Source organism: Paenibacillus mellifer (assembly GCF_023195895.1).
GTDB lineage: Bacteria > Bacillota > Bacilli > Paenibacillales > Paenibacillaceae > Fontibacillus > Fontibacillus mellifer.
Map to the genome: position 1 here is coordinate 1 of NZ_JALPRK010000001.1, position 24,381 is coordinate 24,381.

Below are 24,381 nucleotides of genomic sequence, written 5' to 3' on the forward strand. Positions count from 1 at the left end.
GACGCTGAATATTCAGCGTCTTTTTGTCTGCCGCTACGCTGTTTATGGAACGGTATTGCTGATCTCCGTTAGTAAGCCGTTCTTTGCAGCGGTATCAATGAACTGCCATATGTCTTGACTTACCTTGTAGTTAAATGTATACCATTGCTCTTCCTTTGCTTCATAAATCAACACCTCAGGGTCCCCGTCAGAAGATTGAACTAAAGAATAAATGTCAAAACGTTGGATGCTGTTCCCTTCCTGGTCTATAAAGTCATATTGTCCAATTTTATAGTAATCGCCGGTGGAAGGGTGGCTCATCCAGGTGTAACTCGCAGGGGCTTCGACCTTATTGCCTTTGTTTTTGATAAAAAGATTGTAGATGGCTTCAATATAGCTATTGCCGTTGATTTGATTGACTATCCCGCCCATCGTCATGTGGTATTCCTGCTGCAAGGCTTTCACTTCTACGCCATCGATGATCAAAGGTTTCGTTTCAATGGTGACTGCAGCGTTGTTATAACTGACCTTGCAATCAAATGTCTCTGCGATAAGGCGGAGTGGAACCATCGTGCGATTATTCTTTAGATAGGGTTTAACATCGAGCGTGACTGTTTTACCGTCTTTAACTGCTATTCTGCTACTCGGCTCTAAAGTGATCTCTACTTTGTTTTTTGTAAGCACTACTTTCGAACCCGACCAGTGGACCGCAGCTCCCAAATTTTCGCTGATCACTCGCAGTGGGACCATCGTTCGGTTGTTTTTCACTTCGGGTTTCACATCGGAGGAAATGGCAATCGATGCGGCATCGCCTTGATTTTTCATGCGAATTTTCATGGGTTCTGCTGCGTAAGCGGATGAGTGGAACAACATGCTCAGCGCAGCAACTGTAAAGATCAGCTTTTTCAGAACGAACACTCCTCACATTAGGTATTCCTTATCATTAGACGTTGTGAGAAGGGTCGTAGTTGCTACGATTGAATGCGGTGAACCGTAAATTGTCCAGTGGAGGCATGAAGGGCGCTCACTGTTTCTTGCGGATCAATCTGATGCAGGCGTTCAACCGCATAGCGGAATTCATAGAAACCGCCGAGCGTTGCTTTGAAATTGGTCTCCCAATAGTTGGTCAGTATCCATGCATACGTGCTGGGACGGCTGTTCTCAGATTGCATCGTATGAAGCTTCCGCGGCTCATGTTCCAGGGTACCCAACTGCAGTAATGGGGTATCCGTCATGGAGAGAGCAAGAGCTCCCTGATCTTTGGCCGAGTGCCAGAACCACCCTTCCTGTACGGCGGTGTAATCCAGGCAGGAGCCTGGGAGCTGATCCTTCCAGGGACGAACGAGGCAGCCGGCTTTCTCCACATAAAGCTCCGCTTCCGGTCCGAGGGAGAAGGGGAGGGCGACATAAACGTTCTCCGGGAGCCATACGCTGTCCTTGTGCAAACGGACGGATACTTCGACTCGAGGCTGATTGGCGAACATTTTAAGATGTAGGGCGTAATAGCTGAGTCCTTTTACTTCAAACACCAGCTCCACAAGCGCGTATAACGGCCCATTGTCCAGCACCTTCACCCTGGTTAGGCGGCCGCTGTCCCGCTGAACATGTATCCCTTTCCGATTCCGGCCCATACGAGACCGTGTGGAGCAGACCTGTGAAGGACTATGTTCGTCCTGAGCCGGAGTCACTTCATATACCGGCGTGAATGGCGCATGCTTGCGGTTCATGTCCAGCAGGTCGGCGGACAGGCCTTTATCCTTCCATGCCGTGATCCCTTCCTCGATTCTCCATTCGATCCGCATCGTTTCGGATTCCATGAAGTCGTCTCCGATATGGATCGGAGGCTTGACGGAAGATGCAGACCAGATATCGTAGACTCCTTCGCTGGGGATCGGTTCGGTATTCCGGGCCGTCACGATCTTATTCGAATCGGCGTAGAGTCCCGCATTATCGACCGGTTGAAGATGAAGCATATGGGACTCGCCAGGCAACAACGTTAGTTCGGCGACGATGGCTTGCGTAGAGGACAGCTGGTACGGTATGGCTTGCCCCGTTGATTCATCGATGAGCCGGAACTCCTTCTGCAGCAGCACGGTTTCCCATCCATCGAGCGGAATCGTCATCAGAAGCGTGACTTTGGCGGGTTCTGTATTGATGACCTCATACCGCAGCGGGCGTTTGGGGGTCAGGAGAGCTCCTTTTCGGGCAATCAACGCTTTATCCAAGGCACGGTAAGCCAGCTTGCTGGCTTCAGCCGCATAAGACTGCTTCCGTACCTCAAGCATCTGTACTTGCGGATGCCAAGGCTCATAGATGGAGGAGTGATATCCCCACGTATGTTCGGCGTACATCGTCATCGCCTGCGATGCTTCATCAAGCTCGGCGGGGCTTACCACTTCATGGTTCGGATCGAGGCTCTTTACCTTCCGCAGCGTCCGCTGGGCATCGCGGTAAATCTGCGTGTGCATCGCCGTGGAGGCGACGCCGTCGGTCCACCAGTCTGGCCAGTCACCTCGATGGACCGGGAGAGAAGACAGGTCTTCCTGCTTCAGGATCGCGAAGAACTCGGAGAGAGTAGCCATCTTGATCGTAATGTGATCGCCGTGTTGCCCATTCCACTTCGCAATCCATTCTGCGATATCCGCATTTGGGGAAGCATTGTCCGTCCCAAGCCCTGAGACCATGATCGGAACAAAAGAGTATGGATACTGCTCCTGCTCCAGATTCCAGAGATAACGGTGAATCCGCAAGGAAGCGATCTCGTCATGACGAGGCTCCGGCTCCATTAGGAAATGCTGGATTTCGTCCTTGATGATATATTTTCCCAACGCGTCCGGACAGAATCCCAGTTCATTGCCGAACATATAGTGCTCCCCGTTCCAGACGAGCAGCTTGCCGCCGTCCGGCGTTTCCCACCAGAACGGGGTTTGCTTGCGGCCAAGCGGGTACATGCCATGATGGGTGTGAATACAGGAGAAGAGATGCTCGATGTTGTTTTGCAGCAGGCTTGCGGCATAACCCCAGCTGTATCCGTTAATATCGGCCGTCATAGCGCTGTCGATCCGGTGTCCGAACGATTTAGCGTACTGTTGGGCTTTGCTGTGGTTCCGAAGCAGGAGGTCAAAGTCGGGCAACTCAGTCATGTTCAGGTAGGTCCCCGACAGCTCGATCTTCCCTCGGGTTACGGCTTGCTGGAAAGCTTCTTTCTCCTCGGACGAAGCGCTCTCCAGGAATCTTTCCACGGCCCAGAACGTTTCGCATGTCCATCGGAAGGAATCCCACTCCGGGCGTTCCCCGCGGTGGGCGGCTTCCGTAATCTTCAGGGCTTGGCGGATAAAATCGGCATGGTACTGTTCGATTCTCTCCTGGCGCTCCGTATAGCCGATATCCGTGTGGGAATGGTGGATGACATAGAGGGTCCAGGGACGGGCGGGTTTAGGTTCCTTTTTGCTGAGATGGTTCATATTTGAGTTAACCTCCTAGTTATGAAATGAGGCGGAAGGATTTCCCTCCGTATCTTCGAATAGCTGGTGAATGCCTTGAAATACGTCGGTGATCCCATCCTGCAACTGGATAACCGGAAGCGTAAACTCGCCAAGAGATTGCTGAAAGTCATCATCCCAGAGTGGGAAGCTGTTGGAGATCTGTCCCCCAAGCACGATACGGCCGGGCTTAAAAGCGAGAATATAAGGCAAAAGCATCTCTCCCAGCCGTCTGCCGTATTCATGGAACAATTCCAGGGCTTTGTCGTCTCCATGTTTAGCTGCCTCTGCTAGATCTGCTACATCGGTGTTCTCTACAAGGACTCCCCGTTCCTTTGCCATCCCAAGAATCCCTCTTCTCCCAAAATAGTCGTCAACGATCCCCTCCCGGTAAGGTTCGGCAAACAGCATTCCGTTTAACGGGACTCCATCGGCGGCGGTGACGAGTTGTCCGTTCTCGACAAAGGCGGAGCCCAAGCCGGTTCCGAGCGTGAGGCAGATCAGTCGGTCCGAGGGGAAACGGAGGCCGATTCCGAGTCCAAACAGGTGGGCGTCATTCCCGAACCGGATTTCGGCGGAGGCGAGCAAATCGGTCAGGATGCCTGGTGTATGGGAAGTGAGTTGATGCAACTTCTCACGGAGCAGGTCCCGAACGGACAACTTGTACAAGGCTTCATATTTGCCGATCCCCTGGAGAAGAGCAATGCCTTCTTCATAATCAAACGGCCCGGGAAAGGCAAATCCGATCCGGACTTTATCGTTATTACGCAATGGTCCGTAAGTTGCGGTATAGAAGTAGAGCAGATGAAGGCATACCTCGGCAAAGCGGGCGATGGTGTTAGCTGGCGGCCCCTGGGATTCGGATGGCCGGCTCAGGAACGAATCGGGTACAATCTCCCCGTTAACGAGAAGGGCCCCCTTCAGGACGGTTCCGCCGGCATCGAGCGCCAGCGTAATCATGACTGGGGCTCTCGCTTCAAGGTCCTGCCCGTTAATGAATTTCATGGGAAGCCTCTTTACCCGGATTCCAGGAGGGTGGAAGGAGCGGGAGATTCCATGCCGGATTAACTCTAGCAGCTATCAGCGTACACGGGGTATTGGAAAGGTTCTCCAGGCGGTATTCGCCTACGCTGGCCGGTACGATATAAGCTTCGGCATATCCCCATTCCACCGCAGCAGCTTCGTTGTTTGCCGGGACAAGACGGACATGCTCGCCCTCCACGAGATTGTACATCACAAATTCGCCCCGGGTATCCGTGTGCCAAGTATCCTGCAGGGACAGCCTGCTGACCTGGAACAGAAGATCGTCGCGTTGCCCCAGCATTTCTTCCGTGCTCCGGCCCTGTCTGCTAACAACAATCGGCCGAGCGATCAGACCTCTTTCGACGGCGGAGGTGTCTATGGCATCGTTGATATTATGCCGTGCGTGTTCGGGATTCATGGGACGTGGCTTGCCATCAGCATCCAGGCGCAGGTAATCATAAATTTTAAAGGTGAACCACCAGGTGGTTGAGGAAATCTCCAGAACCAGATTGTCTCCGCCGGAGCAGTGCACCGTTCCTGGAGGAATGAGATACAAGTTTCCCCTCTCTGATTCGTATTCGTTCACATAGGAAGACAACGTAAGCGGTTCTCTAGTCGAGTGGGCGTGTTCCACCGCTTCAAGCAGCTTCTCGCCGGTGACGCCTTCCTTTAATCCGAGATAGACCTTGGCCCCCTGTTCATTTCGCATGATGTAATAGGATTCCTGCTGCGTCATATGCTCGTTGAATGTAGATTCCACATACGCCTGAAGCGGGTGGACTTGGAGCGATAATTCCCCGCCTTGCATCGTATCCAAGTAATCGAACCGGATGGGAAAATAATTGCCAAACAACCCTACATTACGCTCTCCCAAAATCTCGTAGGGGGCTTCCTCCATAAGAAGGGTGAAGGGAACTTCCAAGGGGATCCTGTGGACTTCGAGAAGAAGCGTATTCTCGGGAGCGATTGGCTCGAAGCTCCAGGCGCAGTTCGCCCATTCCTCCGGAAGGTCGCACAACTCCTTCAAATATTGCCCTCCCCAGATGCCGGGAGCAAAAAACGGCTTTACCCGGAACGGCTGCTTTGCCGCTTGTCGCAATACGTCTTTTAATGTTACGACCGGCAGCCATACTGGAGCTTCTGGGCGATTCATGTCCATATAGTAGGCACCCTTCTTATCCGGATGTCCTCCATTCAGTGTCAGCCAGTCTTGGCGATAAGGCTCCCATACGGGCCATTCCAGGAACAGGCAGTGCTTGTAGGTCTCGACCTTGTCGTCCGATTCGCCGAAGCCAAAGCTGCCCATCCGCTGTGCATGCCGCAGCTGTTGGTTTTCCCGGGAGTAGTCGGCAAAAAAGACGAGGTTGGGCTCCCTTCCGGCTAGAAGGGAGGCTCCTGGTCCAAATAGAACATAAATCCCGCCACCTGGCGTATGTTCATGCGCTTTTTTCTCCAAGAATGCCTTGGCCTTGTTTTGAAAATATTGCATAGGGCGGACATCGTTTGCTTTATAGCCAAATGCCCGGTTATCCGTCAGGTAAGCCGCCATTTCCGATCGCAGTTCCCCTTCGGGCTTCACATAATCCGCCGTAAAATCGCTTGAGAAAGGAATGCCTTCCTTATCACAAGCTTGACGGAGGGGGCCCAGCAAGGCGGAGAAATCTGCTCCGTGGGTCCCGTCAAGCGTAATATAGAAGGAGCCCGCAGTCTCTTGATATGCGGATAAGATGAACGAGCACCACAAGTTTGTACCCTGTTGCATGAACACGGGGGTGTCCCGAAAGTGTAACTTATTGATAGGATATTTTTGAAAGGCCGGTACAGGTTGAGGGTTCACTGGTGGGGGTATCCTCCCTTCTTAGGATCAGCTTACGGTCCTATTGTAGAATCAGAAGGGAGAATCCGTCTTTATAAAAAGAGGAAGTGTTTTTGTACGATCCGGACATCGATTCCGGCGACAGGTTATAAGTCGGAATCGTACCGTCCTTCCGTAAATTGCGATCGCCGGAAGCGAGCGGGGGTTACGCCAAGCTTGGACGTGAATACACGCGTGAAATAGTGTATAGATTCAAATCCGCACAAAGCGGCAATCTGTTTAAGCTGAAGGTCTGTGTTCAAGATGAGGTTCTTGGCTTTTTGCACGCGTTGCTCCTGTACATAATGCACAAAGGATTGGTGTCCGTAATGGCGAAACAACCTCGTCAAGTGGCGCGTCGTGATATGCAGATGACTGGCAACCCGTTCTAAGGACAGAGGTTCGCTCAAGTTATCCATGATAAACAGTTCTGCCTGATGTACCATCGAGGCGCCTTCTTCCTTCTTGTCCGTACTGCCAGTATCTTGATAGAAACCGGGTCCGTGGGTGGAAAGGATGGACAAGATCAGGGACTCCGCCAAACTGAGTTGCATGGGCGGCGGGGAATTTACGCCGGTAGTAGACGAATCGAACAGGGATAAGAGAGAGCGCCAGAGAAGTCCCGGCGTCTGGTCGGCCCCTTCTCCAAGAACCGGGATGCCCTGCTTGGCCAGCAGCCCGAAAGCGGCGGCGTAAAGCTCGCTGCAAGCCGATTCTTCCAGCTCGAAGGCCACGTAACATAGGGCCAGCCCTTTCTTGCTCAAAATGCGGTGCTGAATCCCCGGTCTGGAAAGAAACAGGGTCCCGGGTTGAAGCGGGAATTCTGTATGTTCTTCTTGGTAGAAGCCGGAGCCTGTTAACACGAAACAAGCTTCGAAGAACGAATGTTTATGCTCCGTATTGTCGAAATGGCGGGGCATAAACCCCCAATAGTGGATTTGAACGGTCAAATCCGGCTTCTCGATGCGGCTTAACGTTCGGTTCAGAACGGAATTGGCCCGTCGAAACGATGGGATGAAGGGTAACGGTTCAATGCTCATCAGAGGATTCCTCCCAGCTGTTTACTCAGCTTTGAATGGTAGGCCTTTGCCCTAGTGTAAACGATAAATCTCGGATTTAGAAGATTCATTACCGTTACTTAAAAATTGAACATTTCACCAGCCGAACCCTGCATAAAATGAATTTGAATCGCTTACATATATTGGGTGATCTTCAAAGTTCATGATTTGGAGGGTGAAGGATGGATGCGAAAGTTGCAAAGGCTGCGAAAGCGGCTAAAAGTGCAAAAGGTACGCAAGGGAAAAGCTACACCGAGGTGTGGCATTCCGCCAAGTTCAAAACGCTGATCTCCCGCAAGAAAAAGTTCATTATCCCGTTAACCGTATTTTTTCTGCTGTTTTACTTTGCGCTCCCGATCATGACTTCATATTCGGAAGTGCTGAATCGACCGGCGATCGGGCCGATTTCCTGGGCATGGGTGTTTGCGTTCGCCCAGTTTGTCATGACGTGGGCGTTGTGTATCCTTTACTCGCGGGTTGCGAGACGGTTTGACCGGTTGGTAGACGACATTCGGCGGGAAATGGGGGCGTAACGACATGGCGTTCACCTTATTTTGCGCGATTGTGCTGTTGACGTTGGTCATTACTTATTTTGCAGCGAAAAAAACGAACAACACCAGCGAATTCTACACGGCAGGCGGCGGGTTGAAGGGCTGGCAAAATGGAACCGCTATCGCCGGCGACTATATGTCGGCTGCGTCGTTTCTCGGCATCGCCGGGTCCATTGCCCTGGTCGGGTTCGACGGCTTTTTCTACAGTATCGGATTTCTCGTTGCCTACCTTGTCGTGTTGTACCTGGTAGCCGAGCCGCTCCGCAATCTGGGCAAGTATACGGTCGCTGACATGATTGCCGCCCGCTTTTCGAATAAAGAAGTGCGCGGCTTCGCGGCGCTGAATACAATTGCGATCTCCATCTTCTACATGATTGCGCAGCTTGTTGGGGCGGGGGCGCTGATCAAGCTCCTGCTGGGCCTTGATTTCGTCACCTCGGTGTTGATCGTTGGCGTGTTAATGACCGTCTATGTCGTATTCGGCGGCATGCATGCCACGAGCTGGGTGCAAATCACCAAGGCGGTATTGCTGATGGGGGGCACTTTTGTCATCTCGCTGATGGTCTTCGCGAAGTTCGATTTCAGTCTAACCGGCATGTTCGAGCAGATGAAGACGGCAACCCCATTAATGGAGAACTATCTGAATCCGGGCAACAAGTACAAGGTCCCGCTAGAAACGATATCGCTCAACCTGGCGCTGGTGCTGGGCACCGCCGGGCTTCCGCATATTTTGACCCGATTCTTTACGGTCAAGGACGCCCGCACGGCACGAAGCTCCGTAGTCTACGCCACCTGGATCATCGGCATCTTCTACGTCATGACGATCTTCCTTGGCTTCGGGGCTGCGGCATTCGTCGGTACGGAGGAGATCACGGCCGTCGACAAGGCCGGCAATATGGCTGCTCCGCTGCTGGCTAGAGCGCTTGGCGGCGACTTCCTGTTCGCCTTCATCTCGGCGGTGGCGTTCGCTACGATCTTAGCCGTCGTCACCGGCCTCGTGTTGTCGGCCGCCTCCGCGTTCGCGCACGATTTCTATGGGCAAATCGTCCGCCGCGGCAACGCAACCGAGCGGGAACAGCTGCGCATGGCCCGCTGGGCTTCGATCGGCGTATCGATCATCTCGATCGTGCTAGCCCTGTTCGCCCAGAAGATGAATGTGGCTTTCCTCGTCTCCTTGGCTTTTGCCGTCGCGGCGAGCGCCAACCTGCCGATCATTCTGTTCACCGTGTTCTGGCGAAGATTCAACCGAACGGGGGCGATCTCCGGCATGCTGGTCGGCTTGCTCAGCACGGTTATTCTCGTCGCGCTAAGTCCAAACGTATGGGATCCAGAACCGGGCAAGGCGATCTTGACCGGAACGGCGATCTTTCCGATGACGAATCCGGGGATTATCTCTATCCCGCTGGGCTTTCTTTCTGCGGTTGTCGGTACCCTCCTGTCCCGCGAGAAAGATGAGGCGAAATACGCGGAGGTGCTCGTCAAGGCGAATACAGGCGTATAATATGTCCCCTGACGCCTTCAAATTCAAAAACCCGCTAGGACACCAAGGTGTCCAGCGGGTTTTTCCATGGTCAAGGCCGATGATTATGAAGCGACTTCCTGTGATGTTGTTATTATGGCCTCGGGTTCGCCCGGATCCAAGGTTCCCGGCTGCGACTGAGATTCAGACTCCTCAACTTCCGGCAGCGGCTTTAGCTCAAGATGTCGTCCATCGATCCAGGCCAGTCCCTGATTGGTGGAAATTTGCAGCCATTCATCCCACTCGCCGATGACTTGCACCGTTTGGGGCGGTAGGGCGGTCGCCGGCGAGAGCCGATCCGGATAGTTGTAGGTCAAGGTTGTCTCCATTAAATCGGTTGTGGCCGATAGCTTGCTCACCTTGACCACCGTTCCCGGCGCTGGATGGATCCATCCGTTTCCATCGGCGGAGCGAACCTCGACCCAGTCCCCTTTGCGAGAAGTAACTTCTACCTCTTGCGCCGCTAACGCGCCAAGTTTGGTTTTTGCCTCTGGGTAAGGGTATAACTGGGTTTGTACGAGCAGATCAGCGGATTCGGCTACGGGTTGTACCTTCTGCTTCTGCAGCCATAATCCGTAAGCCTGCTTGGCTGAATACAATCCGACCTCCCGGTTGTCGGCCCAAATCTCATTGAATTGCTGAAGCGGAACATAGCTTTCCCCAGCGTATTTGCCAACTTCGATCGTAAACCCGGGACGACCGAATTGCTGGACGAACCAGTCTTTATATCCACCGCCCGAAGGATTCTTCTCCGGTTGAACGATGGAATAGCCGGTAAGCCGTCCCAAATCAGCAGCCATGGCTCGGTCTCGGGTTGCGTTCTGAGCTGGCGTATGGAAATGCCAGAAGATAATTTCGCCCGAGGAGTGATAAGATATCGTGAGTTCCGGGTCGACCGCGGTCGTGAATTTCATCATCGCTTGGACTTCGGATGTCTGTGCCGGACGGGTACCTTTATAGTTGAAATACCAAGGGTATCTAGTCGATTGCGTAATCGTATTCCAGGCCGCCGGGTATTGGCGGTTCAAGTCGATTCCATCCATATTGGCTTTCCAGCGGGCAAAATAAGAGCTGTTGCCATTGTACTTGCGAAGCAGGGCGGCCTGGGATTGCGGCAGACCAGCTGTTCCTTGCTGGGCCAGCGTGACGCCGTCGGGATTGACCATCGGGACAACCCAGATGCTGACTTCATCCAACCATTCGCGGACCGGGTACGAGTTGGACAAGGAAGATCCTTTCGTGTAGGCTGCCGCATAGGTATCGATCATTTTCATTAAGAGCGTGGTTGTTATCCATTCTCGGGCATGATGGGAACCGTTCAGCAGGATCGTGGACTCGCCCCGACCCAGCTTGACCGCCCAAATCTCTCGACCATAACTGGTGGTGCCAATAGATTCATAGGTGACCAAGTTGGGATAAGCTGTCGCCAGCTCTTCGAGATCCTGGGTCAGAACCTTGTAGGAATAGATTTGCTGGGGATTTACGATAGGGGGTGCTGCTGCCGCCTGAACCTCGCGGGGGGAAGCGATCAGCGGAGATCCAAGCCATAAACAGAGGATAAGCAGGATTGTCTTATGTATTCGGCGGTTTCTAGTTGACTTCACGCGATTTCCAACTCCCATTCTAGTTGTCCTAGCATTTACATGGAAGTATAAGAGGGAAACAACAAAAAGTCTATTAATCTATGTAAAAAAGAAGATAAAACCTTTATTTTGCGAAGTGAAATGTATGCGCTTACCTTCTATAATTTTCTAGTAAAGGAGGTGATAGCCAAATGTTTCTAGATTATGACACAAGGTAGGTGATGCCCCAAAGAGCAATGCTGTATCTCGGTAAGAAGCAGGGAGCAAGAACGATTCGATTTGGTTTCTAAAAAAAGAGATCTGAGGAGGAATTGATCATGAAATTGAAAAGAAAGATGTTGACTTTACTCCTGACAGCTTCGATGAGTTTCGGTTTGTTTGGGGCAACCTCAAATGCAGCGACGGATTATTGGCAAAATTGGACGGACGGCGGCGGAACGGTGAATGCGGTAAATGGGTCCGGGGGCAACTACAGCGTGACCTGGCAAAATACCGGGAACTTCGTAGTCGGCAAAGGCTGGAACGTAGGGTCGCCCAATCGGACGGTCAACTACAACGCCGGCGTCTGGGCCCCTTCGGGGAACGGGTATTTGACCCTCTACGGATGGACAAGAAACTCATTGATCGAGTATTACGTTGTGGACAGCTGGGGCACGTACCGGCCGACCGGCACCTATAAAGGGACAGTGAACAGCGACGGGGGCACCTATGATATTTATACCACGATGCGCTATAATGCGCCTTCCATCGATGGTACGCAGACGTTCCAACAATTCTGGAGCGTACGGCAATCCAAGAGACCAACCGGCAGCAACGTTGCCATCACCTTCAGCAATCATGTGAATGCCTGGAAGAGCAAAGGCATGAACCTGGGAAGCAGCTGGTCTTATCAGGTGCTGGCGACGGAAGGTTATCAGAGCAGCGGAAGCTCTAACGTAACGGTGTGGTAATCGGTTAATCGCTGAACTTGGTGAAAGGGCCGTTCGGCGTACAGCCGGCGGCCCGTATCGATCTTTCAATTAAAGGAGAGCTACCTATGAGGAAGCGATTGATGTTCCTGTTCATCGCGATGATGGTGCTGGTTACGGCTTGCTCGCAGGCGGGGTTGGAGAAATCCGAAACGCTACAGGATCGCTTCGTGCTGATTCAAGGCGGGAGTGCGATGAATGAGCGGTCTAATTACTACGGTACGGGGATCACGTTGGCTGATTTTTATATCGGAAAATATGAAGTTACCCAGAGAGAATGGACGGAAGTGATGGGAAGCAATCCGTCCCAGTTTCAAGGCAGCGATTTACCGGTGGAGATGGTGAGCTGGTATGACGTGATTGAGTATTGCAATCAGCGGAGCAAACGAGAGGGCTTGGAATCTTTTTACAATATAGAGAAGAGTAAAGTCGACCCGGACAATCTCAGCGAAAACGATCAAGTGAAATGGCTCGTTTCATTGAATGAGGGGGCGAACGGGTACCGGCTGCCGACAGAGGCGGAGTGGGAGTATGCGGCCGGTGGCGGCGCATTGAGTAAGAGTTACCCATATAGCGGCAGCTCCCGCGCGGACGATGTGGCTTGGTATTGGCGGAACGTCGGGGATGAATATTTGACCGGAGACTGGAACTGGCCGATCATCGAGAGTAACCATAGCCAACCTAAGCCTGTCGGTGGTAAGAAACCTAATGAGCTTGGACTTTACGATATGTCAGGCAATGTGAGGGAATGGTGCTGGGACTGGTATGGGGATGACGTGAACCGGCCAGAGGCCCACGGCTCCTTCCGGGTGGTGAAAGGCGGCGGCTGGATCGGCGATGTCGGCAGCAGCCAGGTGTCGTTTCGCGGCAAGTTTGAAGCAAACGGCTTTGGTCCGGATCAAGGGTTCCGATTGGCACGGAGCAAGTAATACAGTGAGACGTCCGACGACCCGGTCAGGGATTTGAATCTAGCCCTGCTTACGTAGTAAGCTAGACGAAAGAATCCATGCGGGATGAAGGGAGCTGGCCCATGATGAATCTGGAAACGGTGATGCAGGAGCTTGAGGCACTCGGCAAAGAGCGACTGAAGAAAATGTACATGTCTAACGGCGCGCGGGAGCCGCTGTTTGGCGTAGCGACAGGCGAAATGAAGCCGCTGTTCCGGCAGATCAAGATCAATCAGCCATTGGCCGAAGAACTGTATGCGACGGGGAATTATGATGCCATGTACTTTGCCGGGATCATTGCCGATCCGAAGGCGATGACCTCAGCGGACTTTGAGCGTTGGATCAAGGGTGCCTATTTCTATATGCTGTCGGATTATGTGGTGGCCGTCACCTTGGCGGAGACGGATATTGCCCAAGAGGTTGCGGACAAGTGGATCGCCAGTGGGGACGAGCTAAAAATGTCGGCGGGTTGGAGCTGTTACTGCTGGCTATTGGGGAGCCGGCCGGACCGTGAATTTGCCGAGGATAAGCTCGCCGGTATGTTGGAAACGGTGAAGAACTCGATCCACGATGCGCCTGCACGAACGAAATCCGCAATGAACAATTTTATCTACACCGTCGGGGTTTCGTATATGCCGCTCCACGCACAAGCGGTTGAGGTCGCCAAAGTGATCGGCCCGGTCGAGATGAAACGGGATTCCAAGAAGAGTACCTACCTGAACGCTTCGGAAACAATCCAAAAATCGCTGGATCGCGGACAGCTTGGATTTAAGCGGAAGTATGTGCGGTGTTAATGCAGATATGCATGCGGAATGGGGAATGACAAGTTATACAACGCGTATCACCGGGACGGGACATTCTATGTGAAATTTCGAATACAATCTGCTGCTTTCATCGTTTTTGAACAATTGTGTTCGAGAAAAATCATATAGATTCGTGCCTGCTGCGGTTAGAATCGACGAATCTATATGAAAAATCGAATACAATCTGCCAAATCCAACGATTCCGGCAAAATGTATTCGAAAAATCATACAGATTAGTCTAGTAACTCTGCGCTCCACGGGAAAGTCAGGCTGTAACGAGTTACATCGGCTTCCCATTCAACGTCGGCGGGTCCTCCGGTTTCATCTCCGGGCCAAAGTCGTCCATCGCAGCGGCGGGGTTGCCATCTTGGTTCCAGGCGTCCTTCGTCATGAAGGCGCCTTTTCGGCCTTCATCGGTGGAATCCGCGGCCTTTGCCTGTTCCAGCCGCTGCTTGGCTTTCTCGTTGTCGTTTTCGTTCATAAGTACACCTAACCTCCTTAAGGGATTATCGAATAAAATTTAGTATTTCCTAAATAAATGACATGAACCCCGTAATTTAGTCTATAATGGTATTATAGGTACATCCTTAGGGTGATAAATAACCAAACGGCGGAGTTCTCAGACACCGTTTCACTCAGCTAGAGTGGGCGGTGTTTTTATATTTTAGGGTCCAGATTAAGGTATCTCATCAGAAGACTAAAGGAGGAAGGCATATGTTTGCGGTAAATGAATATGTGATCTACGGAAGCAATGGGGTCTGCCAAATTAAAGACATTTGCACGCCGCCGGGAGTGGAGGGGGACCGCAAGTATTATCTGCTCAACCCGATTTATCTGAAAGGGACTACGATTTATACGCCGATCGACAATATCAAGGTGATCATGCGCAGCATCATTTCGCGGGAAGAATCCGAGCGTCTGATCTCCCGGATTCCAAGCATTGACGTGACCTGGATCAGCAACGATAAAGCCCGGGAAGCCAGCTGCAAGCAAGCGATTGGCACAGGCGATACCGTGGAGTGGATCAAAGTCATCAAAGCGATGTTGCACAAAAAAAGAGAGCAAAACGGTTTAGGCAAAAAGCTGCGGCAATCGGATGAACGGCTATTGAGCTCAGCTTCTGAGAATTTGCACGGCGAGTTGGCGATCGCCTTGGACATTCCCAAAGAAGAGGTTGAAGAATATATCGAAAACCGAATCGGCCAATACGAATAACGGATGGATGTCATCCAGGAATAAACAAAAGGCAATTCCGTTAGCCCTGAAAAGGGCTTCGGAATTGCCTTTCTTTACGTAATTACACTGCTTCCATCTTCTGTGCTGTATACAAGCGGTAATACAGACCTTTCTTCGCCATCAGCTCGTCATGCGAACCGGACTCGGCAATCCCCTTGTCGGACACGTACATGATGCGGTCGCAGTTCTTCACGGTCGACAGCCGGTGGGCGATGATGAACGAAGTGCGGCCTTTTAACAGCTCGTTCAAGCCTTGCTGGAGCAGGCGCTCCGTCTTGGCGTCGATCGAGGAGGTCGCTTCGTCCAGGATCAGGATGCGCGGATCGGCCAGCAGGGTCCGGGCGAACGAGATGAGCTGCCGTTGTCCTTGGGATAACTTCGAGCCGCGTTCGTTAACCTCGGTTTGGTAGCCTTCCTCGAACTCGCGGATGAAATCGTCGGCACAGACCGTTTTGGCTGCGGCGATAATCTCCTCTTCCGTGGCGTCCAGCTTGCCGTAACGGATATTATCCATGATCGTGCCGGAGAAAATAAAGCTGTCCTGCAGCATGATCCCCATCTGGCTGCGCAGCGACTTCAGCGTCACCTGCGAGATATCGTGACCATCGATCAGGATCTCGCCGTCGGTCAAGTTGTAGAAGCGCGAGATTAGGTTGACGACCGTGGTTTTGCCTGCACCCGTCGGACCGACGAGGGCGATGCTCTCCCCGGCCTTCACGTCGAAGTTCAGGTGTTCCAGAATGTTAAGGCCTGGATCATAAGCAAACGTCACGTCGTTGAATTTGACGTCGCCCTTCACCGACGGCAGTTCCTTCGCATCCGGTACATCGCTGACCGTCACCGGTTCATCCAGCGTTTCGAAGATCCGTTCTAGGTAAGCAACGGCGTTAATAAAGTTGTTATACAGCTGCGACAGGTTCAGGATCGGCTGCCAGAACCGCGCCGCGTAACTGCTCATTGCAAGGATGACCCCGAAGGTCACGCCTTGCGGCCCCATCGCAAGCAAGCCGACCAAATAGATGAGCGTCGTTACGATCGTGGCTAGATTGTCGACCGTGAACGGGATCAGAGCATTGTATCGCAGCGCCCGCATCCATTCCTTTCGGTAGTTCCCGGCCAGACGAGTGAAGATGCCTTCGTTATGCTTCTCGCGGGAGAAAATCTGCGTGACGCCAATCCCGCTGATGCTTTCCTGCAAATAGGCGTTCATATTGGAGCTTTTGTTCGAAACGGCCTGCCATGCCCGGCGCTGCCGGGTTTTGATCAGCAGCATAACGCCGAGGAACACCGGCAAACCGGCCAAGGTGACCAGCGACAACCGCACATCCACCGCAAACATAAAAGCGGCGATAAAGATCAGGTTGACGATCTCCAGAATGAAGTTGATGATCCCGTTGGACAAGACGTCGGATACGGCATTGACGTAGTTGACGACACGGATCAGGATTTTCCCCTGAGGGCGGTCATCGTAATATTTAAACGGCAGATTCTGCAGATGCTTGAACAAATCCGTGCGGATATCGAAGATGATATCCTGCCCGACCCGGGTCATAATCCGGGAGCGAATGGTCGCCAGCTCGACGCTGACCACGATCGTGAGCAGCATAAGCAAGGACCACCAGATCAATGCGCCGAAGGCTTTCTCCGGAATCGTCACGTCAACGACGTGTTGGATAATGAGAGGCGCCGATAGCGCGATTGCAGCTGACAAGGCGCTCAGCACAAACGCGACGATCATTGGCTTCTGCTGTTTCCGGATGTATACCATGGCTCGCCTGAAATGCTTGATGTCAAAGGGAGACTCTAGGTTTTCGTCGACATCGAATTTATTTCTGGCCATGAGCGCTCACCTTCCTTCCGATACCTTCGTTCTGAAGCATAAAGACCTCGTAATAATAACCGCGTATGGCTAGCAATTCGGCATGGGTGCCTTCCTCGATCAGGCGGCCGCCGTCCAGGATCAGAATGCGGTCGGCTTCGGCCGTCGTGGACACGCGCTGGGCAATGATCAGCTTCGTGCACGGGAAGTCCAGCTCGCGCAAGCTCTTCTGGATATGCTCCTCGGTTTCGAGGTCAACCGCGGACGTGGTGTCGTCGAGGATCAAGATCGGCCGGCGCACCGCAAGGGCGCGGGAGAGTGCAATCCGCTGTTTCTGCCCGCCGGACAAGCCAACGCCGCGTTCTCCGACGATCGTATCGTATCCTTCCGGCATTTTTGTGATAAAATCATGCGCTGCGGCCAATCGGGCGTACTCAACCGTTTGTTCTTCCGGCAGCTCCGGATCGCCGTAAGCGATGTTCCCGTCAATCGTATCGGAGAAGAGCAGCACATCCTGCGTCGCGATGCCGATGTTGCCCCGGAGTTCGTCGAGCTCCAGCTTGCGTACGTCGACGCCGTCAACCAAGACTTGCCCGCCAGATACGTCGTAAAAGCGCGGGATCAGGTTCACAAGGGACGTTTTACCCGATCCGGTGGAACCCATGATGGCGATGGTTTCTCCTGGTTTGACCGAGAAACTGATATCGTGAAGCACTTCGCCGCCGTCATATTTGAAGCTGACGTGATCGAAATCGATCCGTCCTTCGTAACGGCGTTTTTCGGTAGCTTTGTGCTCGTTCACGATGTTTGGTTTCGCGTAGTAAATTTCCACGATTTTGCTTAAGCTGGCGAAGAAACGTTGAATATCATTAATGATAATACCGATATTGCGCATCGGGTTGGAAATCGCCCAGATCAGCGCGGAGAAGGCGGAGAATTCCCCAAAGGTAATTCGTCCCTGCATCACGAAGTAGCCGCCGGCCAGCATCAAGATCACGTTAAACGCCTGTGCGAACGTCTCCAGATACGGGAAGTAGTCCAGCCACACGAGCGCCGCTTTTTTGTTGGCTTGGGAGAAGTGGATGTTCTTGTCCGTAAACTTCTCGATTTCGTATTCTTCGCGTGCAAAGGCTTTAACGACGCGGTTCCCGGAGATATTCTCCTGGGTGGTCGTGTTCAGCTGAGACAACCGTTCACGCAGGTCGATGTACATCGGACGGACCTTCTTCGCGAAAATATAAGCCACGATGAAGATCGGCGGTGCCAGAACCAGTAGCCACAACGTCAACACGGCATCGATGGTGAAGAAATAAACGACAGCCGCAAGGAAAATCGTTACCGATTCGATGATCGTCTTGATGATCCACGCCATGGAGTGGCGTACCATGTCCAGGTCACCGGTCATCTTGGTCATCAAGTCCCCGGTCCGGTTATGGTCGTAATACTCCATATCCTGACCTTGGATTTTGTTGTACAGGTAGATGCGGACTTTGTACAACATATTTTGCGAAGCCTGCTCGTATTGCATCGTTGTTAGGTAAGCAAGCCCCGTGCGCAGCAGGGAAAACCCGATCATGCCCATACAGAGCATGATGAGCAGTCCTCTTTCCTGCGTTAGATTCTGTACCGCATTCTCACCCGTGATAAACGTGTCGACAATGCGTTGGCCTATGTATGGATTGATAATCATGAGCGAAGAGCCCACGACGGACAGCACTAGCGCCGTAATATACCTGGCCCGGTTGCCCTCCAAATTCTGCCATAGCCATTTGAGTTCGAACATCTGATCACCCGTTTCTGTTTGTTCTTGCAAGCTGCCGGATGGCAATCCGTTTTCGCAAATCATCGTGATTATACCACAACCACCCACAGGTAAAACCCGCGTATTCCAGCTTGTTGTCACGTATGTTTGCGTTTTCTCGAAGGGATCGCCCCTTTGCTTTTATTTCGGTAAAATCTTTAGAATATGAAGTGGATATCGAGGTTTTTGAAGTCAGATCGGAGAAAATGTGAAGGAGGGACCGCGATGGTCGAAGGGATCGGCCATTTAATGGAAGAAATCCGAGAAGAAGTCGATTGGAAAGCAGAGGATATTGGACATGCGCTTCGGATTCCACCAGATTTGGACCCGATCCGGCCTTCTAGTTCCCAAGCGGCGGAAATTCCCTTTATTTTTCAGGTGGCGAGGTCGGCTCGACGATTTGAAATTGTATTCGGTTTTTCATATATAAAATGGTGCTGGCGGCCGAAATTTGGACTTCTATTCGATTTTTCATATAGATTCTAGGCAAACGCCATCGGGATGAACAATTGTGTATGAAATTTCATATATAATCGGTTGAAATCGCCTGGTTTCATGAATTGTATTCAGTTTTTCGCATAGAATTGGCGCTTGATCGGCTGGTGGCAGGCTGTCCTGTCTCGAGAGACCGAATTTGCCGGGTGATCCGTGCCGTGTTATATTGATATGATCGGTGACCTGAAGCTCTGGCCGCCGAAATTAGTGATTTCGGCAAGGAGTTATTATGCAATTTACAGAACTGAACTTGATCCCTTCTATATTAAAAGCATTGGAACACGAGAACTATACGGAGCCTACGCCGATTCAACAACAAGCCATTCCGCCCATTTTGAGCGGCAAAGACCTGCTCGGCTGCGCACAGACCGGTACGGGCAAGACGGCGGCGTTCGCCATTCCTACCCTGCAATTGCTCCATAAGAACAATGCGCCTAAGCCTGGCCGGCGGAACATCCGCGCGCTAGTGATCACGCCAACGCGTGAGCTGGCACTGCAGATCTACGAGAACTTTTGCGCCTACGGCAAATATTTGCCTCTGAAATGCGCCGTCATCTTCGGCGGTGTGTCGCAGAAGCCGCAGGAGATCGCGCTGCAGAAGGGCGTGGATATCCTGGTCGCCACCCCCGGCCGGCTGAATGATCTGATCCAGCAGAAGCTGATTGATCTCAAGGACGTGGAACTCCTGATTTTGGATGAAGCCGACCGCATGCTCGATATGGGCTTTATTCACGACGTCAAGAAAATCATCGCCAAAACGCCTTCCCAGCGGCAAACCTTGCTCTTCTCCGCAACGATGCCGAGTGCGATCGCGCAAATGGCCGATTCCATATTGAAAAATCCCGTAAAAGTCACGATTACACCGGTCTCTTCCACAGTGGACGCCATTGGGCAACGTTTGTATTTCGTGGATAAGGGTAACAAAAAAGACCTGCTGCTGCACCTCTTGAAGGACTCATCTATCGAATCCGCCATCGTCTTTACGCGGACCAAGCATGGGGCTGACCGATTGGTGCGCCACTTGACGAAAGCGCAAGTCAGTGCGAAAGCCATCCATGGTGACAAGTCGCAAGGCGCACGGCAGACTGCGTTGCAAAATTTCAAGAACCGTACCTTACGCGTCTTGGTGGCTACCGACATTGCGGCACGAGGGATCGACATCGACGAGTTGTCCCATGTGATCAACTATGAGCTGCCGAACATTCCCGAAACGTATGTTCACCGGATCGGGCGGACAGGCCGGGCGGGACAAAGCGGCGTCGCCATTTCCTTATGTGATTTCGACGAGAAGCCTTACTTGGCCGATATCGAGAAGTTGATTGGGAAGCGGATCCCTGTCATCAAGGACCATCCTTACCCGATGACGCAGACCGCACCAACCCCGAAGGAAGCCCAGCCTGTGCGGCCACCTAGAAACAAGGGCAAGGAATTGGAAAGGGTTAAACCCAAGGTGAAAGTAAAAGGATAATAGGTATACCAACTGTAGTGGAGTGATGATATGGCCAAAGGTAAAGGTGGTACGGGCAGAGGAACGGACAAGAAAGGTTGGAATCGCTGGCAAGCGAGTGAGCGGAGAGCGAAAAGCGCTCCTAAACCTTATACAAGCAAAGCGGATAAAAAGGGACCAGCAGAGTCCAAGTAAGATCCATTGAACACAAAAGAGCTTCCTAGCGCCGAGATTTCGGCTTGGGAAGCTCTTTTGTGTGAAGAAAAGGCAAGAGTTACTCCCCGCCCGACAACAACTTCAGCAGGTTTTCCGGAATATTGAACTTCTTGTTGTCGATGAGTAACTGGAATTCCTCGGCGGCTTCGGCTTGATGCGCGTGCTTGATTTCTTCCATCTCTTGCTGAAGCTGCTCCATCTTCAAATCCAGCTCGTAGGCGGTGTCGGCGGCGTTCTTGAGATCCTCCAGCAGTCGGTCCGGCACCGATTCATTATATTTGTAGAAAATCTTGTGCTCCAGGCTAGCCCAGAAATCCATGGCGATCGTGCGGATCTGGATTTCGACACAAACCAGCTCCTCACCGTCGGACATAAACACCGGTACTTCAACCAGCAAGTGCAGGCTTTTGTAACCGTTGGGTTTGGGATCCTTGATATAATCCTTCACCGAGAGAATGTTGAGATCCTTCTGAGCTCGCAGCATATCGCTGATCCGGTAGATGTCCGAGATAAACGAGCAGGTGATTCGGATGCCGGCAATATCTTGGATGTTTCGTTTAATGTCCTCCAGTGAGGTGGCGCCGCCCTTGCGGTACAGCTTCTTCATGATGCTCTCCGGAGATTTGATTCTCGATTTCGTGTGCTCGATCGGATTATAGTCGTGGAGAAGCTGAAACTCCTCCTGTAGGATTTCGATTTTCGTCTCCACCTCGTGGAGAGCAAATTTATACATCATCATAAATCGGGTCAGCGTCTTCTGTAATGTTTTCATTTGTTCCAGGGGGTTCACAAAAGAATTATTGATCATATGGGGTACTCCGTCCTTTATCTTCAGTTCTCATCATGATTCCATTTCCATTATAGCTTAGGGAACAGGCCGGAAGCCAGAAGGGGGGATAGATCCCATGAGAACACGCTTAAACGGTGCGGAGTCGTCTCGCTTCCATATTACGTCGTTTGCAGTAAAGGCAGCGCGTCCGTCAATTGGATTTTATAGGATTTAACGAGGGTCTCCCCATTGGATGTATCCGCTTCGTAAGCCCGTTCGAATCCCAGGTTTTCATACAGCTTCACGGCGGCCGCCATCATGTCTGACGTATGTAAATACAGGGAGCGGGCGCCCAGTTGAAGGGATCTGCGGGCGGCTTCGCGTAGGAGCAGCTTGGCGATGCCACGTCTACGGGCGTAGGGCGATACGGCAAGCAGCCGGATTATAGGCGAATCGATGCCTAGATCCGACCTTCCGTAAGCCGCCTCCGAGGTCAGGAACAGCTGAACGCTGCCGACGATGTCGCCTCCAAGCTCCGCCACGAGTCTAGCGTGGGGGCCATTGCCGTACACGGAGTTCCGAATGTTCTCCCGATACTCCTCCCAACGTTCATGTGGCATGTCAAACGCATATTGCCGATAAGCTTCCAGCATCACATGGGCGATGTGCTCGCGTTCTTCGTCGCGGGCATCCCGTATTTTCACTTCCTGTTCGAAACGGCTCATCTCCAACACTCCCTTTATAGAGGTAGTTCATTCATCAATCAGGTGAAGTGAACTTAGTATAAGTTAAAAGCCAACTAAACGCATCGGAATATAAAAAATATTTGCACTTCCATTAAGAAATTCTATATCGGAGGATTGACAAAAAGTGGCGGGCTCCCTAAGATAAAGGATAATTTAACCAAAACCGTCTATATAGATTGGTATAGTGAGATATATGGAATGTTAGGGGAGGGATCATTTTGAACATCGATCATATCGAGGCTTTTGTGTACATCAATCACTACGGCAGCTTCAACAAGGCCGCGGAGGTGCTGTTTCTTTCGCAACCGACGGTGACCGCGCGAATTCAATCGCTCGAACGGGAACTGGATAGCCGATTGTTTGATCGATTGGGGAAACAAATCCAGTTGACGGAGAAAGGCAAACAATTCCTACCCTATGCCCAGCAAATCCTTCAGACTTACCAAAAAGGGAAACATCATCTCCACTCCCGGTCGGGTACCCCCGAGGAGCTTCGGATCGGCAGCACCGTATCCGTGTCCAACTACTTGATGCCGCATTTGCTCATGCTCCTGCATCAACGCTTTCCGCTGATCAACATCAAAGTGACAACCGGCCCGACCGACGTCCTTGCGGCAAAGCTGACCGCCAAAGAAATCAACCTTGCTTTCGCGCGCAAGCAAATGAGCCCGGCCTTCCAATCCTATCCCTTCTATGATGACCCCATCCGACTCTACGTATATAAGGATCACCCGCTTGCCGCGGCCGGAAGTGCATCCATCCGCGACATCCGGCGGGAACCGCTCGTGTTCTTCGAGTGCGGCTCCCTTGACTGGATGCGAATTCACCGTGCGTTCGAAAGTCTGGAGCAGCCGCCAAACATTAGGTTTCAAGTTGATCATGCCGAAACCGCCAAGAAGCTCGTATTAAGCGGCGCCGGCATTTGCTTTCTTCCCGGATTGTCTGCCAGACATGAAGTAGAGGAGGGAAACCTCGTCCCGGTAGACATCCTCGAGACGGCAGGCGTCTCCTTACAAACCCACTTGATTTCCCTTAGCGGCGAGAACAACGTCTTCATGGAGGCATTATTGGAACTAGGTGCTCCTCCCATCAACGATTTGCATGTACCCATAGAAAAACTCGATTAGACGCGTAACAAAAATCACAGTAAAGTAGTGTCAACATAATCCTGACTAAACTTATAGGGATTGTAAAACTAAGAAAATGGGGAATGGGAAGGGGTTAGAGACATGAAGAGATGGTTAAGTGCCGTGGCCGTACTGGTGTTAACGGGGGTACTGGCAGGATGCGGAACGGAGGCGGCTGGCGGGACAGAATCTAAGGAAACTGCAGCAAGCGCGGCCTCGGGGGAAGTTAAGAAAATTATCGTGGGAACGGGCACGGGATTTCCGAAGGTATGCTTTATCGACGAGAACGGGAAGTTGACCGGCTTTGATGTTGAACTTGTCCGTGAAATCGATAACCGTCTGGTAGAATATGAATTCGAGTTCCAGACCCAGGAGTTCTCCAACCTGCTGTTAAGTCTGGAGACGAAGAAAATCGATTTTGTCGCCCATGAAATGGAGAAGAATCCGGAGCGAACCGAGAAGTACCTGTTCAACAAGGAGCCTTATGCTCACTGGAGAAACAAAATCATCGTCGCGAAGGATAACGATACGATTAAATCTCTGGATGATCTGAAGGGGAAAAAGGTGCTGACAGGGGCAACCAGCGCGGAGGCCCAAATCCTGGAGAACTATAACAAAGAGAATAACAATGCGATCGAAATTGTTTATCAAAGCGGTGCGGCTAACGATACGGTTAGTCAAATCACGTCGGGCCGCGTCGATGCCACATTAGGGGCGGACTTCTCGCTTTCGCTGATCGATCCTCAAGGGAAGTTGAAGACGACTGGGGAGGACCTTTCTGAGGCGGATATCCTCTTTGTATTCCGGAAGGACGATCCGGATGAGCAAAAGCTCGCTGACGCCATCGACGGCGCCATCAAGGAATTGAAAGCCGATGGCACGTTAGGCAAGCTGAGCAAGGAATGGCTCGGGGAAGATTTCACTTCCGATAACTAATCAACAAGACGGAAAGGAGGG

The 24,381-nt window shown here is 52.0% G+C and carries 22 protein-coding genes; 11 read left to right on the forward strand and 11 right to left on the reverse strand.

Going from position 1 to position 24,381, the window contains the following annotated elements:
• Positions 1-42: 42 nt before the first annotated feature.
• The 5 genes from M0651_RS00005 to M0651_RS00025 form a co-directional block, all read right to left on the reverse strand.
• Complete coding sequence (locus tag M0651_RS00005) at positions 43-897, reverse strand: copper amine oxidase N-terminal domain-containing protein (RefSeq protein WP_248549816.1); 855 nt, start codon at positions 895-897, stop codon at positions 43-45.
• 53 nt (positions 898-950) lie between these two features.
• Positions 951-3,443, reverse strand: a complete 2,493-nt coding sequence (locus tag M0651_RS00010) for a glycoside hydrolase family 38 N-terminal domain-containing protein (RefSeq protein ID WP_248549817.1) — start codon at positions 3,441-3,443, stop codon at positions 951-953.
• A 15-nt stretch (positions 3,444-3,458) separates the two neighbouring features.
• Positions 3,459-4,466 carry an ROK family protein gene (locus M0651_RS00015; RefSeq protein WP_248549818.1) on the reverse strand — a complete coding sequence of 336 codons (1,008 nt, stop codon included), beginning with the start codon at positions 4,464-4,466 and terminating at the stop codon, positions 3,459-3,461.
• Positions 4,453-6,246 (reverse strand): class I mannose-6-phosphate isomerase, encoded by a 1,794-nt coding sequence (locus M0651_RS00020; RefSeq protein WP_248549819.1) that lies wholly within the window; start codon positions 6,244-6,246, stop codon positions 4,453-4,455. Before M0651_RS00020 ends, M0651_RS00015 begins: the two co-directional genes overlap by 14 nt.
• A gap of 200 nt (positions 6,247-6,446) precedes the next feature.
• On the reverse strand, positions 6,447-7,379 hold the full coding sequence (locus M0651_RS00025) for an AraC family transcriptional regulator (RefSeq protein WP_248549820.1): 933 nt from the start codon (positions 7,377-7,379) through the stop codon (positions 6,447-6,449).
• 200 nt (positions 7,380-7,579) lie between these two features.
• Here M0651_RS00025 and M0651_RS00030 point away from each other — a divergent pair, with 200 nt between their 5' ends.
• Positions 7,580-7,930: a DUF485 domain-containing protein gene (locus M0651_RS00030; protein WP_248549821.1), complete on the forward strand. Its 351-nt coding sequence runs from the start codon at positions 7,580-7,582 to the stop codon at positions 7,928-7,930.
• A 4-nt stretch (positions 7,931-7,934) separates the two neighbouring features.
• The gene (locus tag M0651_RS00035) at positions 7,935-9,449 is read left to right on the forward strand and encodes a solute symporter family protein (protein WP_248549822.1); all 1,515 of its coding nucleotides are present in this window, start codon (positions 7,935-7,937) and stop codon (positions 9,447-9,449) included.
• An 83-nt stretch (positions 9,450-9,532) separates the two neighbouring features.
• Here M0651_RS00035 and M0651_RS00040 read toward each other — a convergent pair whose 3' ends face one another.
• Positions 9,533-11,071: a M14 family zinc carboxypeptidase gene (locus M0651_RS00040; RefSeq protein ID WP_248549823.1), complete on the reverse strand. Its 1,539-nt coding sequence runs from the start codon at positions 11,069-11,071 to the stop codon at positions 9,533-9,535.
• A gap of 296 nt (positions 11,072-11,367) precedes the next feature.
• Between M0651_RS00040 and xynA the strand changes: the two genes are divergently transcribed.
• From xynA to M0651_RS00055, 3 genes are all read left to right on the forward strand, one after another.
• Positions 11,368-12,000, forward strand: a complete 633-nt coding sequence (xynA, locus tag M0651_RS00045) for an endo-1,4-beta-xylanase XynA (protein ID WP_248549824.1) — start codon at positions 11,368-11,370, stop codon at positions 11,998-12,000.
• Positions 12,001-12,086: 86 nt separating this feature from the next.
• Positions 12,087-12,947: a formylglycine-generating enzyme family protein gene (locus tag M0651_RS00050; RefSeq protein ID WP_248549825.1), complete on the forward strand. Its 861-nt coding sequence runs from the start codon at positions 12,087-12,089 to the stop codon at positions 12,945-12,947.
• A gap of 104 nt (positions 12,948-13,051) precedes the next feature.
• Positions 13,052-13,759 (forward strand): DNA alkylation repair protein, encoded by a 708-nt coding sequence (locus M0651_RS00055; RefSeq protein WP_248550283.1) that lies wholly within the window; start codon positions 13,052-13,054, stop codon positions 13,757-13,759.
• A 289-nt stretch (positions 13,760-14,048) separates the two neighbouring features.
• On the opposite strand, the gene M0651_RS00060 is transcribed toward M0651_RS00055, so the two are convergent.
• Complete coding sequence (locus tag M0651_RS00060) at positions 14,049-14,249, reverse strand: hypothetical protein (RefSeq protein ID WP_248549826.1); 201 nt, start codon at positions 14,247-14,249, stop codon at positions 14,049-14,051.
• A 233-nt stretch (positions 14,250-14,482) separates the two neighbouring features.
• Here M0651_RS00060 and M0651_RS00065 point away from each other — a divergent pair, with 233 nt between their 5' ends.
• Positions 14,483-14,983, forward strand: coding sequence for a CarD family transcriptional regulator (locus M0651_RS00065; protein WP_248549827.1), 501 nt, complete (start codon positions 14,483-14,485; stop codon positions 14,981-14,983).
• An 82-nt stretch (positions 14,984-15,065) separates the two neighbouring features.
• Here M0651_RS00065 and M0651_RS00070 read toward each other — a convergent pair whose 3' ends face one another.
• Together M0651_RS00070 and M0651_RS00075 are read right to left on the reverse strand one after the other, a co-directional pair.
• A complete protein-coding gene (locus M0651_RS00070) occupies positions 15,066-16,844 on the reverse strand; it encodes an ABC transporter ATP-binding protein (RefSeq protein WP_248549828.1) in 1,779 nt (592 codons plus the stop codon).
• Positions 16,831-18,606 carry an ABC transporter ATP-binding protein gene (locus tag M0651_RS00075; RefSeq protein ID WP_248549829.1) on the reverse strand — a complete coding sequence of 592 codons (1,776 nt, stop codon included), beginning with the start codon at positions 18,604-18,606 and terminating at the stop codon, positions 16,831-16,833. Before M0651_RS00075 ends, M0651_RS00070 begins: the two co-directional genes overlap by 14 nt.
• Positions 18,607-18,849: 243 nt before the next feature.
• On the opposite strand from M0651_RS00075, the gene M0651_RS00080 reads away from it, so the two are divergent.
• The 3 genes from M0651_RS00080 (at position 18,850) to M0651_RS00090 (ending at position 20,761) form a co-directional block, all read left to right on the forward strand.
• Complete coding sequence (locus M0651_RS00080) at positions 18,850-19,110, forward strand: hypothetical protein (RefSeq protein ID WP_248549830.1); 261 nt, start codon at positions 18,850-18,852, stop codon at positions 19,108-19,110.
• A 238-nt stretch (positions 19,111-19,348) separates the two neighbouring features.
• On the forward strand, positions 19,349-20,587 hold the full coding sequence (locus M0651_RS00085) for a DEAD/DEAH box helicase (RefSeq protein ID WP_248549831.1): 1,239 nt from the start codon (positions 19,349-19,351) through the stop codon (positions 20,585-20,587).
• A gap of 30 nt (positions 20,588-20,617) precedes the next feature.
• Positions 20,618-20,761 (forward strand): DUF3934 family protein, encoded by a 144-nt coding sequence (locus tag M0651_RS00090; RefSeq protein WP_155608346.1) that lies wholly within the window; start codon positions 20,618-20,620, stop codon positions 20,759-20,761.
• A 79-nt stretch (positions 20,762-20,840) separates the two neighbouring features.
• Here M0651_RS00090 and M0651_RS00095 read toward each other — a convergent pair whose 3' ends face one another.
• Both M0651_RS00095 and M0651_RS00100 read right to left on the reverse strand, forming a co-directional pair.
• Complete coding sequence (locus tag M0651_RS00095) at positions 20,841-21,590, reverse strand: GTP pyrophosphokinase (protein WP_248549832.1); 750 nt, start codon at positions 21,588-21,590, stop codon at positions 20,841-20,843.
• Positions 21,591-21,730: 140 nt separating this feature from the next.
• Positions 21,731-22,276: a GNAT family N-acetyltransferase gene (locus M0651_RS00100; protein WP_248549833.1), complete on the reverse strand. Its 546-nt coding sequence runs from the start codon at positions 22,274-22,276 to the stop codon at positions 21,731-21,733.
• Positions 22,277-22,515: 239 nt separating this feature from the next.
• Between M0651_RS00100 and M0651_RS00105 the strand changes: the two genes are divergently transcribed.
• Both M0651_RS00105 and M0651_RS00110 read left to right on the forward strand, forming a co-directional pair.
• Positions 22,516-23,424 (forward strand): LysR family transcriptional regulator, encoded by a 909-nt coding sequence (locus tag M0651_RS00105; RefSeq protein ID WP_248549834.1) that lies wholly within the window; start codon positions 22,516-22,518, stop codon positions 23,422-23,424.
• Between the two features lie 102 nt (positions 23,425-23,526).
• A complete protein-coding gene (locus M0651_RS00110; protein WP_248549835.1) occupies positions 23,527-24,360 on the forward strand; it encodes a transporter substrate-binding domain-containing protein in 834 nt (277 codons plus the stop codon).
• Positions 24,361-24,381: the final 21 nt, after the last annotated feature.